Raw genomic sequence first — 18,693 nt, 5'->3', positions numbered from 1 at the left:
ATGGGCAACAAAGTCAAAAGCATGGTCCTGGTAGGATTGGGAATGGTGGCTGGTGTGGCCATCTCCCTGCAATATCCCGCGATAGCGCAGAAAGCCAGCGGCTCGCCGTTGCCGCTGGAAGAACTGCGCCAGCTATCCGACGTTTTTGGTCTGATCAAGAGCGATTATGTGGAGCCGGTTGATGACAAGAAGCTGCTGACGGAAGCTATTTCCGGCATGGTGGCGTCGCTCGATCCCCATTCGGTCTATCTCGATAAGAAGGCTTTTGCGGAAATGCGCGAAACCGTCGAGGGCAAGTTTGTCGGCATCGGCATCGAAGTGGGCATGGAAGACGGCTATCTGAAGGTGGTGTCGCCGATCGAGGATACGCCTGCTTTCAAGGCCGGCATCAAGGCTGGCGACCTGATTACCCGCATCGATAGCACGCCCATCAAAGGCATGTCGCTCGATGAAAGTGTGAAGAAAATGCGCGGCGAGCCGCGTACCAAGGTGGTGGTGACCATCAGCCGCAAGGATGAAGACAAACCGCTGGTGCTGACCATCATGCGCGAGGAAATCCGCGTGCAGAGCGTCAAAGCCAAAATGATAGAACCCGGTTATGCATGGCTGCGCATTTCGCAGTTCCAGGAGCCGACCGTGGACGATATGGCCAAAAAGCTCGCTGCGCTGTATGCGCAGGACCCGCATCTGAAAGGGCTGGTGCTCGATCTGCGCAATGATCCCGGTGGCGTGGTGCCCGGTGCGATCGGCGTTTCGGCTGCCTTCCTGCCTAAGGATGCCGTGGTGGTGTCCACCAATGGCCAGCTGGCCGACTCCAAGCAGACTTTCTATGCCCGCCCCGAGTACTATGTCGTGCGCGGCAAGAACGACCCGCTAGCCAAACTGCCGGCCGCCCTGAAAGACGTGCCGATGGTGGTGCTGGTGAACGCCGGTTCGGCGTCGGCGTCGGAAATCGTGGCCGGTGCGCTGCAGGACTACAAGCGCGCCATCATCATGGGTTCGCAGACTTTCGGTAAAGGTTCGGTGCAGACGCTGCGCCAGCTTACCGCCGATACGGCCGTCAAGCTGACCACGGCGCGCTATTACACGCCGCTCAACCGTTCGATCCAGGCGCGCGGCATCGTACCGGATCTGCTGGTAGATGAAAGTGCCGAAGGCGACGCGATGAAGGGCCTGCGCGTGCGCGAAGCCGATCTGCAGAAGCACCTGAATAACGATAGCGATCCGGCTGCCGCCCAGTCCCAAGGGCCGCAGCGCGACGAGCTGGAAGAAGAACTGCGTGCGGCGGCGCTGGCGAAGAAGGCCAAGCCGGTGGAATTCGGTTCCAAGGATGACTTCCAGCTGCAGCAGGCGCTGCGCCACTTCAAGGGCCTGTCGGTACAGCTGTCCAAGGCCGATGGACCGGCTACTGCTGCTGCAGCAGCTTCGGCCGCCGCGTCGGCCGCATCGGCTGCCAAGTCCGCCCCGTCGCCACGGCCATGAACGATCAGCAGCTGCTGCGCTACTCGCGCCATATACTGCTCGACCAGATCGGTATCGAAGGCCAGCAGAAGCTGCTGGCTGCGCGTGCGCTGGTGATCGGTGCCGGTGGCCTCGGTTCGCCGGCTGCCATGTATCTGGCCTCGGCCGGCGTGGGGCAGATTACGCTGGTCGATAACGACACAGTAGACCTGACCAATCTGCAGCGCCAGATCGCCCACACTACCGAGCGGGTAGGGCAGCCCAAGGCCGAATCGGCGCGCCAGACGCTGGGCCAGATCAATCCTGAAATCAGCGTGATTGCGCTCAACGAGCGCGCCGATGAAGCGCGCCTGCAGGCGCTGGTGGCCGAAGCCGATGTGGTGCTCGACTGCAGCGACAACTTCGCCACCCGCCACGCCGTCAACCGTGCCTGTGTGGCGCTGTGCAAGCCGCTGGTATCGGGCGCCGTGATCCGCTTCGATGGCCAGATCAGCGTATTCGATCCGCGCAGCGGCACCCAGCCCTGCTATTCCTGCCTGTTCCCGCAGGATCAGAAATTCGAAGATGTAGCCTGTTCGACCATGGGCGTGTTTGCGCCTCTGGTGGGTGTGGTGGGCGCCATGCAGGCGGCCGAAGCACTCAAGCTGCTGATGGACGTCGGAACGTCACTGGCCGGCCGGCTGCTGATGCTCGACGGCTTGTATATGGAGTGGACCAGTATCAGCGTGGCGCGCAACGGCGACTGTCCGGTCTGCAGAGGCTGCACTCTCAACTAATCAACCTGTGAAGGGGACTATCTTGCTGCTCAAACGACTTGCCATCATGCCGCTGGCATTGGCCGCCGCATTCAGCGCTCATGCTGCCAGCACTACCAGGTATCTGATCATCTCCGAAAACGCCAAGCAGATCGGCGCGCAGGTCACCGAGCACCTCGACGACGGCAGCACCAAAGTACGCTTCGAATTCAAAAACAATGGCCGTGGCCCGGACCTGACCGAACAGTTCCGCATGACGGCCGACGGCAGCATGACCAGCTACAGCGTGCAGGGCAATTCCACCTTCGGCGCGGTGGTCAACGAGCGCTTCGAGCGCAAGGGCGATCAGGCCGAGTGGAAGTCTACCTCCGAGCAGGGCCAGAAAACCGTCAAAGGCGTCGCGGCCTACCTGCCGCTGAATAGTTCATTCGAAGTGGTGTCGGCCTACATCGGCGTGCTGGCAGCAGCACCCGATCACAAAATGGCGCTGCTGCCATCCGGTACCCTGACCCAGACCGTGCTCGATACGCTGGAAGTGAGCAGCGCTAGCGGCGCTAAACAGACCGTGCAGCTGGTAGCGCAGACGGGCGTGGGCCTGTCGCCGGCGTTCTACTGGGCCACTACGGGCAGCACGCCGCGCCTGTTCGGCGTCATCATTCCCGGTTTTGCCAGCATACTGGAAGAAGGCTGGCAGAGCGTCGCGCCGCAACTGGCAGCACGCCAGAAGCAGGCCGAGAACAGGATGCTGGAAGATCTGGCCGCCAAGCTGCAGCATCCGCTCAAGGGCCTGACCGTGGTGCGCAATGCGCGCGTGTTCGATAGCGAAAAAGCCGTGGTCGGCGCGCCGTCCGATATCTATCTGCTGCGTGGCCGGATTACCGCCGTGCTGCCTGCCGGTTCGCCAGCACAGGGCGTGGCCAACACCATCGATGCGGAAGGGCGCATCGTACTGCCCGGCCTGTTCGATATGCACGGCCACGTGGATCGCTGGTCCGGTGCGCTGAACCTGTCTACGGGCGTGACCAGCGTGCGCGACATGGGCAACGATAACGCCCAGCTGCAAGCCATGCTCGATGAAACGGCGGCGGGCAAGCTGCTGGCGCCGCAAGTGGTGCCGGCCGGTTTCCTCGAAGGCGAGAGCCCGTTCAGCGCCAATAACGGCTTTGTCATCAAGGATCTGGCCGAGGCCAAGAAGGCAGTGGACTGGTATGCCCAGCATGGCTATCCGCAGCTGAAAATCTATAACTCCTTCCCTAAAGCCATCCTGAAAGACACGGTGGCCTATGCGCACAGCCGCGGCATGCGCGTTTCCGGCCACATTCCGGCTGGTCTGCGCGCGCAGGAAGCGCTCGATGCCGGCTACGACGAAATCCAGCACATCAATCAGGTGCTGCTGAACTTCCTCGTCAAGCCGGACACGGAAACCCGTAACCTGAACCGCTTCATCCTGCCGGCCGAAAAAGTGGCCGATATGGACTTCAACAGCAAGCCGTACAAGGATTTCGTGGCAGGGCTGGTGAAGAAGCAGATTTCCATCGATCCTACCCTGACGGCCTTCGCCTTCCTGCAACAGCGTGATGGCGATATGAACGAGCCGTATCGGGGCTTTGCGGCCAATATGCCGCCCGATGTGGCGCGCGGTTTCTCCGTGGGCGGCATGAAGATCGAGAATGACACGGTGTGGAAGCGCTATCAGAAGTCCTACGCCAAGATGATCGAATTCGTCGGCATCATGTACCGTGCCGGTGTGCCTATCGTGGCTGGCACGGACGATATTGCCGGCTTTACCCTGCATTCCGAACTGAGCCAGTTGGTGAAAGCCGGACTGACCCCTGCGCAGGCGCTGCAGGTAGCCACCCGCAATGGCGCGCGCTACACCCGCACCAGCCATGAGCGTGGCAGCATCACGCCGGGCAAGCTGGCCGACCTGGTGCTGGTGGATGGCGATCCGACCAGGGATATCGCCGACCTGCGTAAAGTGGCGGCCGTGATTACCCGCGGCTATCTGGTATCGCCGCGCGAAATCGATGCGGAACTGGGTATCGCGCCGTTTGTCGGCGCCACGCCCAAAGTGGTGTCTACGCCGATGGCCGCAGCCGAAGGCGGCGCCAATGACGGCGCCATGCACCGTATCGAATCCACTAGCCGCAAACACGACTAGCAGGTAAAACAGCGTAAAGAACGGGCAGGGATACTGCCCGTTTAAGTGCTGGCTAAGGCAGGCGACGCAAAAATTGCCGGTATTTCGTCAGCCTGTCATGATTCCACCTTATACTTTCGCACTCACTTTTCGCACTTAACTGCCCGCCTTCTGATTATGAAAAAATTTTCCATTCCACGTCGTGTCGTACGCGGCTTTACGCTGATCGAAATCATGGTGGTCGTGGTCATCATGGGTGTGCTGGCGGCGCTGGTGGTGCCCAAGCTGCTAAGCCGTACGGGTGAATCCAAGATTGCAGCGGCCAAAGTCGACATCGCCACCGTGATGCAGGCGCTCAAGCTCTACAAGCTCGATAACCAGCGCTATCCCACCACCGAGCAGGGCCTGCAGGCATTGCTGACCAAACCGACCAATGGCCCTGCGGCCAACGGCTGGAAGACCGGCGGCTATCTGGAAAAGATGCCGAAAGACCCATGGGGTAATCCGTATCAGTTCCTCTCGCCCGGCATACACGGCGAGGTGGACGTGTTCTCCTACGGCGCCGATGGCGCACCCGGTGGCACTGGCGACGATGCCGACATCGGTTCGTGGGATAACTAGGTAGATCGGCAAGCCTGATCATGCAGACCGCCCCGGCACGCGGTTTTACGCTCATCGAGCTGCTGGTGGTGATGGTCATACTGGGCATCACGCTGGGGCTGGTGAGTCTGAACGCCTTGCCGGGCAAGGAGCAGGGCATGCGCGAAGATGCCCAGCGGATCGCGCTGCTGCTGCAGGTAGCGCGTGATGAAGCTATCGTGCGCAACCGCCAGATCGCTTTCGAAGCCGATACCGAGGGCTACCGTTTCATGATCCGCAATGACAAGCAGTGGGACCTGCCGCAGCAGGACGACATGCTGCGCGAGCGCAGTTTCAAGAACTCGCCGCTGACGCTGCTGCTCGATCCGCCGCCCAGTGACGTCAATCCCGGTCTGCGCATCGTCTTCGGCCGCGAGCCGGTCGACAAGCCTTTCGTGCTGTCGCTGCGCAGCGGCGAAACCAGCGTTGCCATCCATGCCGACGGCGTCGGCCACTTTACGGTGGACTAGCATGGGCAAAACCGCACAAAACGGATTCACCCTGCTGGAAGTGCTGGTGGCACTGGTCATCGTCGGCACGGCGCTGGGCGCCTCGCTGCGTGCGGTGGGCAGTCTGACGGCCAATAGCAATGGCCTGCGCAGTTCGATGATGGCCACCTGGTCGGCCGAGAACCGCATGGTGCAGATGCGCCTGACCAAACAGTTCCCTGCCGTGGGCAAGCAGACCTACGAATGTCCGCAGGGCGACCTGAAGCTGATGTGCGAGGAAGAAGTCATCCCTAGCCCGAACCCCCGCTTCCGCCGTGTGGAAGTGAGCGTGTACGATCAGGCGGCGCCGGATCGGCGCATCGTCAAGCTGGTGCAACTGGTGCTGAACCAATGATGGCCGCCGATCTGAACCGCCAGCATGCCGCTGCAGTGCGCGGCTTCACCCTGATCGAACTGCTGGTGGCGATCTCGATACTGGCCATCGTCGCCGTGCTGGGCTGGCGCGGGCTCGATGGCATCATCCGTTCGCGTAGCGTGCTGACCGGCCAGATGAGCCAGACGCGCGGCATGCAGCTGGCGTTTGCCCAGATGCAGAGCGATGCCGCCAATCTGGCGCCGGCTACGCTGCTGCAGGGGCGGGCCTATCTGCAGGCGGAAAATCAGGGGCTGACGCTGGTGCGGCTGGTATTGAACGATATGCAGCCAACCCGCCTGCAGGTGGTGTCCTACCGTTTGCGCAATGGTGAACTAATGCGGCGCGAGTCGGCCGCCACGCGCGACCTGCAGCAGCTTGACGCGCTGTGGCAGGCTGCTATCAGCGATAGCGATCAGGATCAGCAGGGCAGCGTATCGCTGCAGAGCGGCGTGCAGGGCCTGAGCGTACGTTACTGGATAGGCACGGGCTGGGTTGCTGCTGCCGGTATTTCCACTGCTGGTGCAGTGACTGCGGCGAATCTGCCGACCGGCATGGAAGTGACGCTGAGCTTGACCGACGCCGCGCAGCCGCTGGTGAAGTCGTTTCTGCTGGGGGCCTTATGATGGACCTGATGCGCCGCGAACAGGGGGTCGCGGTGGTGACGGCGCTGCTGCTGACCACACTGGCCGTGACCATTGTGGCCAGCCTGTTCTGGCAGCAACAGGTGCAGGTGCGCTCGATGGAAAACCAGCGCCTGCAATTACAAACGCGCTGGATCGTGCGCGGTGCGCTCGATCTGAGCCGGCTGGTACTGTTTCAGGACTTTTTCGATTCGGGTGGCGTAACCCATCTGAACGGGGTGTGGGCCACGCCGCTGGAAGAAACCCGGCTGGATGACTACATTGAACGTGAACGGGCGCAGGCAGAAAATTTCAATGCCACGCTGTCTGGCCGCATGATGGATGCGCAGTCGCGCTACAATCTGACTAATCTGGCGGCGGCAGGGCAGCGTGCGGCCGATCCGGCGCAGGTGGCTGCGTTGCAGCGCCTGTTGCGCAATGTGCAGCTTGATGCGACGCTGGCGCAGGCGGTGGCGAATACGGTAGTGAATGCGCAGGCATTGCCGGCAGCTGGTGCGGGTGCCGCTGCAGCGGCCAGCGCTGCTTCCTTTACGCCGCCGAATCTGCCGCCGGGCGGAACGGCCAATCCGCTGCAGAACAGCCAGCAGGCTAGCGGTCCGCAGCCGCTAGGCCTGTTGCGGGTGGAGGATTTGCTGGCCATTAGCGGGTTTACGCCGGCGGCCATCGAGCGCTTGCGTGATCTGGTGATCGTGCTGCCGGAGCGGACGGCGCTCAATGCGAACACTGCGCCAGCGGAAGTGCTGGCCGCTGCGGTAGACCGGCTATCGCTGGCCGATGCAGCAGCGCTGGTGAATGTGCGCCGCCGTACGCCATTCAAAAATGCATCGAATTTCGAGGATCAGCTGCAGCAATTCCAGAACGGCGCGTTGAAACCGAGTATTCCGGTGGATGTAAAAAGTAATTACTTTCTGGCGCTAAGCAAGGTAAAGCTTGATCGCGCCACGCTCGACACGGTGTCGCTGCTCAAGCGCAGTTCAGTGGGCGCCACCGAGGTTAAGTGGATACGGGAAAACTAGAACAGGCAAGAACGAAAGCGAGACCCTTTGAGTACACTTTTTATCCGCTATCCGGCCAAAGCCAGTATTGATAATGGCGCGGCCCAGAGCTGCGCCTATGCGCTGGTAGGCGACGCCGGCAATCTGCTGCAGCAGGGCACCGCTGCGCTGGGCAGTCTGGCTGATCTGGTGGGTTCCGCGCGGCGCGTGGTGCTGCTGCTGGCAGCAGCCGATGTCACGCTGTTGCAGGTGACGGCGCCGCCGCTGTCGCCCGCACGTCTGAAAGAAGCTCTGCCCGGTCTGGTGGAAGAACAGGTGCTGGGCGATCCGGCCGACTGCGTGCTGGCCGCCGGTCCTGCCGATGCGCAGGGCGTGCGTACCATCGCCGTAGCGCAGCGCGCGTGGCTCGAGCGTCTGGCGCAGGCCCTGCTGGCGCAAGGCGCGCACAGTATTTCCCTGCTGCCTGCGCAGCTATGCCTGCCTTACCAGCCTGGTACGGTGACCGCTGCGCTGGGCGTGAGCGACGCCGGCTACGAGCTGGCTGTGAGGGCCGCGCAGTCCGCCGGTTTCGGCATGACGCTGCCAGCGCAGCCGCAAGCGGCGCTGCAGACTTTGCGCGCACTGGCTGGGAGTGACCCGGTAACGCTGTATCTGCCGTCCAGCCTGCAGACTGAGTTCGCCGCTTTGCAGTCCGGTGCCGATAGCGTGCATGGCATCACCGTGCTGGAAGACCAGTGGGTACACTGGATTGCTGCAGCACGGGTGGGGTCGGGAGCGCTGGATCTGGCGCCGGCGCTGGGCACCACCGGCAATGCCGGCCGCCAGTGGCAGCGCTGGCGCTGGCCGCTGCGCATCGGTGCGCTGGCCATCCTGGTGAATGTCATCGGCCTGAATGTGGAGTGGCTGGGCCTGCGTCGCGATGCCGAGGCTGTGCGACTGAGCATGCTGCAGACTTTCAAGGCGGCCTATCCGAACGAGCCGGCCATCTATCCGCTTGAGCAGATGCGCAAGAATGTCGCGCTGGCCAAGGCCGATGGCGGCGAAGCTGGTGCCGATGAATTTACCGCCATCAGTGCGGCACTGGGCGAGGCGCTGGCCGTGCTGCCCCGTAAAGATATTATCGCTACGCTGGAATACCGCGAGCGTGCGCTATTGCTCAAGGTGAAGCCGAATATGGTCGATGGCGCCGCACTGGCGCAACTGCGCGCTGCACTGGCGGCGCGTCAGCTCGATCTGGCCGAAAGCTCGGCCGGTAACTGGCAGGTGCGCGTACTGCGTGGCGCAGCAGGAGGAAAACCATGAGCGCGATGACGCAGATGATGAATGACTATCGTGCCCGCGCAGCGGCTTTCTGGAGTGCGCGCACGGAACAGGAACGTACTTTCCTGCGCGTGGGAGGGCTGGTGCTGGGGGCGGTCCTGTTCTATTCGGTGCTGGTGGGACCGGCGCTGGAAGGACGCGACAAGCTGCGCAAATCGCTGCCGGAACTACGCCAGCAGGCCGCCGAATTGCAGGCGCTGGGTGCACAGGCAGTGGCGCTGCGCAGTCAGAACAGCATAGCCCCGTCGCCGATGTCGCGCGATACGCTCGCTAGCAGCCTGACCACGCGCGGACTGAGCGCCCAGTCGCTGTCGGTCACCGGCGAATATGCCAAAGTGCAGCTGAACGGTGTGCCGTTTGCCGCGCTGGTGGTGTGGCTAGATGCCGTGCGGGTGGAAAGCAAGATACAGGTGCAGGACGCCAGCATCAGCGCGCAGGATAGCGCCGGCATGGTGAATGCAACGCTGACGCTGCGCCAGAGCAGCGCTGGCCGCTAGGCGGGAAAGCAGCTTGATGAAACGTAGCATGTTATGGTTGCTGACCGTGGCGCTGAGTGCGTTGCTGACGCTCGCCATCTTCCTGCCGGCGACCTGGCTGGGGGCGCTGGTGGAGCAGCAGAGCGGCGGCCGTTTGACGCTGGGAGACGCGCAAGGTACGCTGTGGCGCGGTTCGGCATTTATCGGTGGTGCGCCGGGTAATAACAGTGCGGTGACGCCATTGCTGCCGGGGCGCTTTAGCTGGACGATTTCGCCGCTGGCCCTGCTGGGCATGGTGGATATGCAGCTGGCGAACAGCGTATCGCTGGCGCAGCCGCTCACCATCAAGGGCGGCTGGACGCACTGGCAGCTGAGCCCTTCGGCCCTGCTGCTGCCGGCCACGGGTCTGGCCGGTCTGGGCGCGCCGCTGAATACCATTGCGCCCAGCGGCGTAATGCGGCTGTCGTGGAGTACGCTGGAACTGGCACTGGCGGAGCGCCAGCTGGCAGTCCAGGGGCGCACCACGCTGGAGATGACAGAGATGGCGTCGCGCCTGTCGTCGGTACGGCCGCTGGGCAGTTACCAGCTGGCGCTGGACTGGCAGGGCCAGTCGGCGGCGCTGACGCTGGCATCGACCAGCGGGCCTTTGCTGTTAAGCGGCAAAGGCAGTCTCGATCATGGCCGGCTGCAGTTTTCCGGACAGGCCGAAGCAGCACGAGGAAGTGAAGACGCACTGGCTAACCTGCTTAATCTGCTGGGCCAGCGCAAGCCGAATAGTGAGCGCAACATCATCGCTTTAGAGTTCCACTAAGTTCAGAAAAAGTTCAGACAATGAAAACACCGTCCCTGCAACGAACCCACCTTCCTGCGCTGCGTCGCCTGAGCGCCGGTGCGATGCTGTGCTGCGCGCTCGGCACCCTGCCCACAGCCGTCATGCTGCTGCCATTCAGCGCGCAGGCGGCGGAAGAAGCGGCTCTGAACTTTGTCGGCGCCGATATCGAATCTGTCATCAAGGCGGTGGGGCACTACACCAACATCACCTTCGTGATCGATCCGCGCGTCAAAGGCACGCTGACGCTGGTGTCGGAAAAATCCATCAGCAAGGCACAGGCCTTCAATCTGCTCACCTCGGCCTTGCGCCTGCAGGGTTTTGCCGTGGTCAGCGGCGACGGCTACGCCAAGGTGGTGCCGGAAGCCGATGCCAAGCTGCAGGCAGGTCCGACCCAGGTGGGCGCCGGTCAGGCGGGGGCCAAGGGCGATCAGGTAGTGAGCCAGATTTTCCAGCTCAATTACGAATCGGCGGCCAACGTAGTGACGGTGCTGCGCCCGCTGATTTCGCCCAATAATACGATCAACGCCAACCCCGGCAACAACTCGGTGGTGGTGACCGACTATGCCGACAACGTCAAGCGTCTGGCCAAGATCGTGGCGGCGCTCGATGTGCCGGCAGTGGCCGATCTCGATGTGATTCCGGTGCGTTATGCGATTGCCAGCGATCTGGCCACCATGGTCAACAAGCTGCTCGAAGGCGGCGCCGGTGCCGGTGATGCAGGCAAGACCAGTGTGCTGGCCGACCCGCGCACCAATTCGCTGGTGCTGCGCGCGCCGTCGGCGGCACGCGCCAATCTGGCCAAATCGCTGATCGCCAAGCTCGATCAGCCTACGGCGGAACTGGGCAATGTGCACGTGGTGTACCTGAAAAATGCCGAAGCGGCCAAGCTGGCGCAGACGCTGCGTTCGGTGATGTCGGGCGATACTTCGGCGGCCACGGCCACCGGCGTGCCTAGCAGCGGCCAGTCGGGCCAGAACCAGAACAATATGAGTGGCCAGAGCAGCGGCAGCAGTGGCAGCACCTCGACCGGACCGAGCAACCCGCTACTGACCAACAGCACGCAGCAGCAACAGGCCGGCGGCGGTACGGCGGGCTTCATCCAGGCGGATTCCACCACCAACACGCTGATTATCACCGCGCCCGAATCGGTGTACCGCAATCTGCGCGCCGTGATCGACCAGCTCGACGTGCGCCGCGCGCAGGTGTATATCGAATCGCTGATTGTCGAAGTCTCGTCCGATAAAGCTTCCGAATTCGGCGTGCAGTGGGTGGGCGCAACCGGCAACGAGAACAGCACCTACCGCGTAGGCGGCCTGCAGTCGTATTCGACGGGCGGCACCAATAACAATATCGCCACGCTGGCCAATTCGCTGCTTGGCAAGACCACCAGCACCACCTCGACCAGCGCCACCATGCCGGGCAATGGCTTGTCCATCGGCGTGTTCAAGCAGGTGGCGGGCGGGCTGGGTCTGGGCGCACTGGCCCACTCGCTGGAATCGGACGGCAATGCCAACATTCTGTCGACGCCGAACATGATCACGCTCGATAACGAACTCGCTTCGATACAGGTAGGCCAGAACGTGCCGATACTGAGTGGCCAGTTCACCACCACGTCCGGCACGGCCAGCAATCCGTTCCAGACCATAGACCGGCGCGAAGTGGGGCTGACACTGAAAGTGCGTCCGCAGATATCCGAAGGCGGCACCATCAAGATGGCGATCTATCACGAGACTTCCAGCGTCGATAAGTCGACCCTGACGGCATCGGCCGGCATTACGCTCAACAAGCGGGTGATCGAGAATAATGTGATTGCCGACGATGGCCAGATCATCGTGCTCGGTGGCCTGATCGAAGACACCGAGGGCGATGGCACGGACAAGGTGCGCGGCCTCGGGGACATTCCCGTGCTGGGCAATCTGTTCAAATACCAGACCCGCACGCGCAAGAAAACCAATCTGATGGTGTTCCTGCGTCCGGTGGTGATCCGCAACAAGGAACAGAGCACTTCTCTGGCCACCGACCGCTACGATTACATGCGCGCCGCGCAGGAAGCCGTCAAGCCGGCCGACAGCATACTGGTCAAGGATCTGGGCCAGCCCCTGCTGCCGCAACTGCAGGATGGCGTGCCGGTAGGTAGTGGCGCCGTAGCACGTCCTGTGCCGCCAGCACCGTTCCCGATCCGTGCGCCGGGCGCAGGCGAAACCGGCAAGCAGCAGTGATATGAGCAACCTCCTTCCTTTCGCGTTTGCGCGCGATTTCCTGCTGCTGGCCCAGCCCAGCGACACCGCCGAAGGCACGGTGGAGGTGCGCGTGTGCGCGGCCACGGCACCGGCGGCGATAGCCGAAGTATCGCGCCGTTTCGGCCGCATCCAGATTACCAGTCTGGCGCGCGCCGATCTGGACGCCGCCATCGCTGCGGCCTATGCCAGCTCGGGCGGCAATGCTTCGATGGTGGCGGAAGAATTCGATGCCGACCTCGATCTGACCCGTTTGCTGCAGGACGTGCCGGCCATCGAAGACCTGCTGGAATCGTCCGACGATGCGCCGGTGATCCGCATGATCAATGCGCTGCTGACGCAGGCGCTGCGCGATAGCGCTTCGGATATCCACATCGAGCCGTTCGAGCAGACTTCGGTGGTACGCTTCCGCGTCGATGGCGCGCTGCGCGATATCGTGCGGCCCCGCAAGGCCATCCATGGCTCGCTGATCTCGCGTATCAAGATCATGGCGCAGTTAGACATTGCCGAAAAACGTCTGCCGCAGGACGGCCGTATCACCCTGCGTATAGGCGGCAAGCCGGTCGACGTACGGGTGTCCACGCTGCCTACCGGCCACGGCGAACGAGCCGTGCTGCGTCTGCTGGACAAGGAAGCGGGCCGGCTCGATCTGCAGCATCTGGGCATGGGGCGCGACATGCTCGGTGATTTCGATGCACTGATCAAGCAGCCGCACGGCATCGTGCTGGTGACGGGCCCTACCGGCTCCGGCAAGACCACCACGCTGTATGCGGCGCTGTCGATGCTGAATGCCACCAGCACCAACATCATGACGGTGGAAGACCCGATCGAGTACGACCTCAATGGCGTAGGCCAGACCCAGGTCAATCCGCGTATCGACATGACGTTTGCCAAGGCGCTGCGCGCCATCCTGCGGCAGGACCCGGACGTGATCATGATAGGCGAGATCCGCGATCTGGAAACGGCGCAGATTGCCGTGCAGGCTTCGCTCACCGGCCATCTGGTGCTGGCCACGCTGCACACCAACGATGCTGCCGCTGCCGTTACCCGGTTGCTGGACATGGGCATAGAACCCTTCCTGCTGTCGTCCTCGCTGCTGGGCGTACTGGCACAGCGGCTGGTGCGCAAGCTGTGCGGCAGCTGCAAGCGCCACGACAACGGCACATGGCATGCGGTGGGCTGCGAACACTGCGGTCACACCGGCTATCAGGGCCGGGTGGGTATCTATGAACTGCTGCAGACCACGGAGCAGATCCGTGCCCAGATCCATAACCGTGCCTCGGAAGCGGAGGTGCGTAGCAGCGCTGTCGCCGGCGGCATGCAGACCATGCGCGAGGATGGCGAGCGCTGGCTGGAACAGGGCGTGACCACGCGCGCCGAACTGCTGCGTGTGACCAAGGACTGACGAGCGACTATGCCTGCATTCCGTTATGAAGCCGTCGATGCCGGCGGCGCCAGCAAAAAAGGCGTCCTGAATTCCGATAGCGCCCGCTCGGCCCGTGCCGAGCTGCGTGCGCAGGGACTGGTGCCGCTCAAGGTCGATCTGATTGCGGCGCAGGTCGATGCCAGCGGCGCGGCCCGCAGCCACGCTTTCGGCGAACGCCTGTCGGCCAACGAACTGGCGCTGTTCACGCGCCAGCTGGCCAGCCTGCTGGAAGCAGGGCTGCCGCTGGAGCAGGCCTTTACGGCGCTGCTGGAACAGGCCGAGCGTAACTACGTGCGCGACCTGATCGCCTCGATCCGCTCGGAAGTGATAGGTGGTGCGGCGCTGTCGGACGCGCTGTCGCGCCATCCGCGTGATTTTGCCGAAATCTATCGCGCGCTGGTGGCCTCGGGCGAACAGATAGGCCAGCTCTCGCGCGTGCTGTCGCGGCTGGCCGACTACATCGAGCGGCGCAATGCGCTGATCCAGAAAGTGCGGCTGGCTTTTACTTATCCGGCCATTGTCACGGTGGTGGCGTTTGCCATCGTGATTTTCCTGCTGACCTATGTGGTGCCGCAGATAGTCTCGGTATTCGCCAACACCAAGCAGAAGCTGCCGGTGCTGACCATCGTGATGCTGGCGGTGTCCGATTTCGTCCGCCATTACGGCATCGCGGTGGCGCTATTGCTGGTGGGGCTGTGGTTCGGCTGGCGCCGCGCGCTGCAGAATCCCGACCTCAAGCGGCGCTGGCATACCTGGCTGCTGACGGCACCGCTGTACGGCAAATTCGAGCGCAGCCTGAATACCTCGCGCTTTGCCAGCACGCTGGCGATTACCACCGGCTCCGGCGTGCCGATACTGCGCGCGCTGGAAACCAGCCGCGACACGCTGTCCAACGTGGCCATGCGCGAGCTGGTGGAGCAGGCCAGCGATGCGGTGCGCGAAGGCGTCAGTCTGGCGCGCGCACTGTCGGCGCAGAAGCACTTCCCGCCCATGCTGATCCACATGATACGGGCCGGGGAAATTACCGGCGAGCTGCCCGCCATGCTCAACCGCGCTGCCGCGGCACAGGAATCCGATCTGGAACGCCGCACGCTGACCATCGCCGGCCTGCTGGAGCCGGCCCTGATACTGGCCATGGGCGTGGTGGTGCTGCTGATCGTACTGGCAGTGCTGATGCCGATTATCGAAATTAACCAGCTGGTTCGCTAAACCGGAAAATTCTAGACCATGAAGCGTTTGCCCCTCATTCTGACTGTTCTCGCCGTGGTGCTGCTGTCGGCATCGCTGGCCTACTGGGCGCTGCAGCTGTTCAAGCCGGCCCAGCGCCCGCTGGCGCCGCCGCCGCAGCAGCTGGCCATGCCGTTGAATCTCGATGCCGCCAAAGGACTGTTCGGCGGCCAGATCACGGTCGCTGCCGCCAGCAACTACCAGCTCAAGGGCGTGGTGGCTGCGCACGGCAGCGACAGTGCCGCCATCATCTCGGTGGATGGTCAGCCGGCGATGGCTTACGGCCAGGGCCGCGAAGTAGCGCCCGGCGTCACCATCAAGGAAGTGCAGGCGAAATACGTGGTGCTGTCCGAAGGCGGTGCACTCAAACGCATCGAACTGGCCAGTGATGCGGGGAGCGGCAGCGCGCCGGCACCCGCACTGCTGCAGGGCGCTGGCAGTGCCATGCCCGTCCCCCAGCCTGCGCCCCAGTCCGCACCGCCTGCGCCGCCAGCCAGCCAGCCGGCTGCTCCTGCAGGCGCACCGCATGCTGCCAGCACACCCGCTCCGATAGCCCCGGTCCCCGGCTTCGACCGACTGCAATAGGCCTCCTATGCTGATCTCCCGTACTCTGGCCGCCGCCTTCTGCTGCGGCCTTTTGCTTTCCAGCCTGCTCCAGCCGGCGCAGGCGCAGGACAGCGCTCCTGCCGCCAGTTCGGTGGCGCCCGATGCCGCGCTCAAGCCGCGCCCGAAAGTGGCGCTGGTGCTGTCCGGCGGCGGCGCGCGCGGCTTTGCCCACATCGGCGTGCTGCGCGCCCTGCAGGAGCTGCGCGTGCCGGTCGATATCGTGGTCGGTACCAGCATGGGCAGCGTGGTGGGTGGCGCCTATGCGGCCGGTAGCTCGCTCGATCAGATGGAGCAGCTGGTGCGGCGCACCGACTGGAATGCCGTGGTGGCGGACCGTCCGCCGCGCGATGAGCTGGTGTACCGGCGCCGCGAGGAAGACCTGCTGCTGCCATCGCGCATCGAGTTCGGTGCGCGTATGGATGGCGTCTCCCTGCCGCCTGCGGCGGCCGGCAATGAAGCGCTGGAACTGGCGCTGACGCGCGTGCTGCCGCATGGCGCACGCGACAAGCCGGTGAATCTGCTGCAGCTGCCGTTCCGCTCCGTTGCTTCCGATCTGGTCACGGGCGATCTGGTGGAGCTGAGTGACACCCCGCTGTTTCTGGCCATGCGCGCCTCGCTGGCTGTGCCGGGCGTGTTTGCGCCGGTGCGGGTGAATCAGCGCCTGCTGGTCGATGGCGGGCTGGTACGCAATCTGCCGGTGGATGTGGCGCGCGAAATGGGCGCCGACATCATCATCGCCGTCAATGTAGGCACGCCGCTGGCGCAGGAGAAGGAACTGGTCAGCGCAGTCAGTGTGGCGCAGCAGATGCTGCAGATACTGACCGAACAGAATGTGCAGCGCTCGCTCAAGGAGCTGCGCTCCGGCGACGTGCTGCTGCAGCCCGATCTGGGCGGCATAGGTTTCCTCGACTTTGCCCGCCATGAGCGGGCCATGAAGGCTGGCGAAGCGGCAGTGCGCGCCATGAGTGCGCGTCTGCTGCAACTGGCGCTGCCGGAAGCGCAGTATGCCGCGTATGAAGTCAAGCGCCTGTCGGCGCCGGTCGGCATCGATCATCCGGTCATGCTGAGCAAGGTGGAAGTGGCGCCCAGTGGCCGCATCAACCCGCAGGAATTGCTGGTGCAGTCCGGCCTGAAAGTGGGCACCCCAGTGACCAGCGAACAGGCGCAGCAGGCTGCCAACCACCTGTTCGGGCGCGGCGATCTGGCCCGGGTGGAAACGGAAATCCGCGATGACCGCGATGGCCGCACGGTGCTGATCAAACCTACCGAGGCTGACTGGACCCACAGTCGCCTGCGCGTGGGGCTGGAGCTGACCAGCGACTTTGCCGACAACAATGCTTTCGAGCTCAAAGGCATGCATGTACTGACCTCGCTGAACGACTGGGGGGGCGAGCTGCGCACCATTGCGCGGGTGGGCACGGAGCGTGCGCTGGGCACCCAGTTCTGGCAGCCGCTGGGCGTGGGATCGCCATGGTATATCGCACCGGAGCTGAGCTACAGCTCGACCGGCGGCGAGGTATTCGATAACAGCGGTTTCCGTCAGGCCCGTTATGGCGTCAAGTCCGGCGCGGCCAGTCTGGCACTGGGACGGCAGCTGGGGCGCTGGGGCGATCTGCGCTATTCGGTGGGCCGCGTCAAGCAGGTACTGCACCAGACCATACCGGAAGACCATACGGAGCAGAGCGAAGTGCGCACGGTGCAGGACCTGTCGTTCAATGTCGATAGCCTCGATACGGTAGCTTTCCCTACCCGCGGCACGCTGTTCACGCTGGACTGGCAGCGTCTGATGCATTCGAAGGATGACGGCCCGGTCATGGCGCGCCAGTCGGTGCAGGGGCTGCAGGCTTTCCACCTTGAGCGCTGGGCCGGCCACCTGTATGGCGAATGGTCGCGCAGTCTCGGTAACGTCAATGCCAATACGCTGGGCGGCTTCCTGCGCCTGTCGGGATCGACGCCCGGTTCGGTGGTCGGCAGCCGTACCGTGCTGGGGCGGATGGTGATGGCGCGCAGTGTGGGCGCCATGCCGGCTGCGCTGGGCGGCGATGTGCGGCTGGGCTTCTCGCTCGAAGCGGGCGGCGCCTATAGCCCCGAGAATCCCTTGCGCTGGGGCGCGCTGCATCAGGCGGCCAGCGCTTTCGTGGCGGTGGATACCCGTTTCGGCCCGCTGTATTTCGGCGCCGGCACCACCAAAGGCGGCAACAGCAGCGGCTATCTGTTCCTCGGCCCTATCTGGTAACGGCCACTGCGGCAGCCGTGGCGGCGCTGCGGCGCAGCGCCGTGAAGGCGGAGAATTCCCATGAACGGAAGCCGACCAGCAGGGTAAAGCCGTCGCGCTCGGGCGCTGCCAGCCGGCGGTCGTTCTGGTGCAGGCGCGCCAGTTCGCCGGCCAGCTGCTGGATGCGCCCCACTAGCTCCTGTGCGCTGGGCAGCGACAGGCGTGCGGGCAGGCAGAGCAGGGTTTCGCCGGCACCGTTAAAGCTGCCGGCGAAATAATCGTCGACCACATGGGCGCGGAAGAACTGCTGCACGGGGCCGTCCGGCAGCCAGCGGAAGGCATTCGAGACGCGCAGGCGGTAGCGGTTCAGCGGTTTGAGTTCGATCAGGCCCAGGCGGTCCAGTTCCGCCAGCAGCAAGATGCATTCGGGTTCCGTCAGCTTGTAGGTTTCCAGTACCTGTTCCAGCGTCCAGTGGCCCAGGCAGCAGATCGCCATCAGCAGCAGATGGGGCTGGGCCAGCAGCGATTTTTCCTGCGTCAGCGTGAGGGTGTCGGCCTGCGGGGTGGCGTCGGCGGCGGCGCGCAGCACGTCCTCCATGGCCACGCCGGCCGCCTTGCAGATCTGGGCCAGCCGCGATAAAGGCATGTCGGCCTGACCGAACATGCGTTTGACGCTCGATTCGCTCATGTCGATACGCTCGGCCAGCATCTTGTAGGTGACATCGGCCGCGCGCAGATGGCTGCGCAGCACTTGCAGGATGATTTCCGGTGAGCTCATGGCGACCCTTGTGAAAAGAACAAAAGGTATCGTATCACGCCGGCGGACAGTCTAGCGGGGAAGGACTTTGCCTTTCCCGCC

17 protein-coding genes are annotated in these 18,693 nt (G+C 63.6%); 16 read left to right on the top strand and 1 reads right to left on the bottom strand.

What is annotated here, in order from left to right:
* From GTP27_RS15010 to GTP27_RS14935, 16 genes are all read left to right on the top strand, one after another.
* A complete protein-coding gene (locus GTP27_RS15010; RefSeq protein WP_161039990.1) occupies positions 1-1,482 on the top strand; it encodes a S41 family peptidase in 1,482 nt (493 codons plus the stop codon).
* Positions 1,479-2,237, top strand: a complete 759-nt coding sequence (locus GTP27_RS15005; protein ID WP_161039989.1) for a HesA/MoeB/ThiF family protein — start codon at positions 1,479-1,481, stop codon at positions 2,235-2,237. The genes GTP27_RS15010 and GTP27_RS15005 overlap by 4 nt, the downstream gene beginning before the upstream one ends.
* A 22-nt stretch (positions 2,238-2,259) precedes the next feature.
* On the top strand, positions 2,260-4,377 hold the full coding sequence (locus GTP27_RS15000; RefSeq protein ID WP_229633965.1) for an amidohydrolase family protein: 2,118 nt from the start codon (positions 2,260-2,262) through the stop codon (positions 4,375-4,377).
* Positions 4,378-4,533: 156 nt separating this feature from the next.
* Entirely contained in the window at positions 4,534-4,977 is a 444-nt protein-coding gene (gspG, locus tag GTP27_RS14995; protein ID WP_161039988.1) for a type II secretion system major pseudopilin GspG, read from the top strand.
* A gap of 20 nt (positions 4,978-4,997) precedes the next feature.
* Positions 4,998-5,465 carry a GspH/FimT family pseudopilin gene (locus tag GTP27_RS14990; RefSeq protein ID WP_161039987.1) on the top strand — a complete coding sequence of 156 codons (468 nt, stop codon included), beginning with the start codon at positions 4,998-5,000 and terminating at the stop codon, positions 5,463-5,465.
* 1 nt (position 5,466) lies between these two features.
* Positions 5,467-5,838: a type II secretion system minor pseudopilin GspI gene (gene gspI / locus GTP27_RS14985; RefSeq protein WP_161039986.1), complete on the top strand. Its 372-nt coding sequence runs from the start codon at positions 5,467-5,469 to the stop codon at positions 5,836-5,838.
* Positions 5,835-6,482, top strand: a complete 648-nt coding sequence (locus GTP27_RS14980) for a type II secretion system protein GspJ (RefSeq protein ID WP_229633951.1) — start codon at positions 5,835-5,837, stop codon at positions 6,480-6,482. Before gspI ends, GTP27_RS14980 begins: the two co-directional genes overlap by 4 nt.
* On the top strand, positions 6,479-7,516 hold the full coding sequence (gene gspK, locus GTP27_RS14975) for a type II secretion system minor pseudopilin GspK (RefSeq protein ID WP_229633949.1): 1,038 nt from the start codon (positions 6,479-6,481) through the stop codon (positions 7,514-7,516). Before GTP27_RS14980 ends, gspK begins: the two co-directional genes overlap by 4 nt.
* A gap of 27 nt (positions 7,517-7,543) precedes the next feature.
* Positions 7,544-8,797, top strand: coding sequence for a type II secretion system protein GspL (gspL, locus tag GTP27_RS14970; RefSeq protein WP_161039985.1), 1,254 nt, complete (start codon positions 7,544-7,546; stop codon positions 8,795-8,797).
* Positions 8,794-9,312 (top strand): type II secretion system protein M, encoded by a 519-nt coding sequence (locus tag GTP27_RS14965; protein WP_161039984.1) that lies wholly within the window; start codon positions 8,794-8,796, stop codon positions 9,310-9,312. Before gspL ends, GTP27_RS14965 begins: the two co-directional genes overlap by 4 nt.
* A gap of 16 nt (positions 9,313-9,328) precedes the next feature.
* Positions 9,329-10,102: a type II secretion system protein N gene (gene gspN / locus GTP27_RS14960; protein ID WP_161039983.1), complete on the top strand. Its 774-nt coding sequence runs from the start codon at positions 9,329-9,331 to the stop codon at positions 10,100-10,102.
* 20 nt (positions 10,103-10,122) lie between these two features.
* On the top strand, positions 10,123-12,342 hold the full coding sequence (gspD, locus tag GTP27_RS14955; RefSeq protein ID WP_161039982.1) for a type II secretion system secretin GspD: 2,220 nt from the start codon (positions 10,123-10,125) through the stop codon (positions 12,340-12,342).
* Between the two features lies 1 nt (position 12,343).
* Positions 12,344-13,765, top strand: coding sequence for a type II secretion system ATPase GspE (gspE, locus tag GTP27_RS14950; RefSeq protein ID WP_161039981.1), 1,422 nt, complete (start codon positions 12,344-12,346; stop codon positions 13,763-13,765).
* A gap of 9 nt (positions 13,766-13,774) precedes the next feature.
* Complete coding sequence (gene gspF, locus GTP27_RS14945; RefSeq protein WP_161039980.1) at positions 13,775-14,995, top strand: type II secretion system inner membrane protein GspF; 1,221 nt, start codon at positions 13,775-13,777, stop codon at positions 14,993-14,995.
* An 18-nt stretch (positions 14,996-15,013) separates the two neighbouring features.
* Positions 15,014-15,598 (top strand): type II secretion system protein N, encoded by a 585-nt coding sequence (locus GTP27_RS14940; protein WP_161039979.1) that lies wholly within the window; start codon positions 15,014-15,016, stop codon positions 15,596-15,598.
* Positions 15,599-15,605: 7 nt separating this feature from the next.
* On the top strand, positions 15,606-17,855 hold the full coding sequence (locus GTP27_RS14935; RefSeq protein WP_161039978.1) for a patatin-like phospholipase family protein: 2,250 nt from the start codon (positions 15,606-15,608) through the stop codon (positions 17,853-17,855).
* Here GTP27_RS14935 and GTP27_RS14930 read toward each other — a convergent pair.
* Entirely contained in the window at positions 17,845-18,612 is a 768-nt protein-coding gene (locus tag GTP27_RS14930; protein WP_161039977.1) for a helix-turn-helix domain-containing protein, read from the bottom strand. The two genes, GTP27_RS14935 and GTP27_RS14930, sit on opposite strands and share 11 nt — an antisense overlap.
* Positions 18,613-18,693: the final 81 nt, after the last annotated feature.

The sequence above is a fragment of the Duganella qianjiadongensis genome (assembly GCF_009857915.1).
Lineage (GTDB): Bacteria > Pseudomonadota > Gammaproteobacteria > Burkholderiales > Burkholderiaceae_D > Rugamonas > Rugamonas qianjiadongensis.
This window is presented reverse-complemented; position numbering and strand designations above follow the sequence as displayed.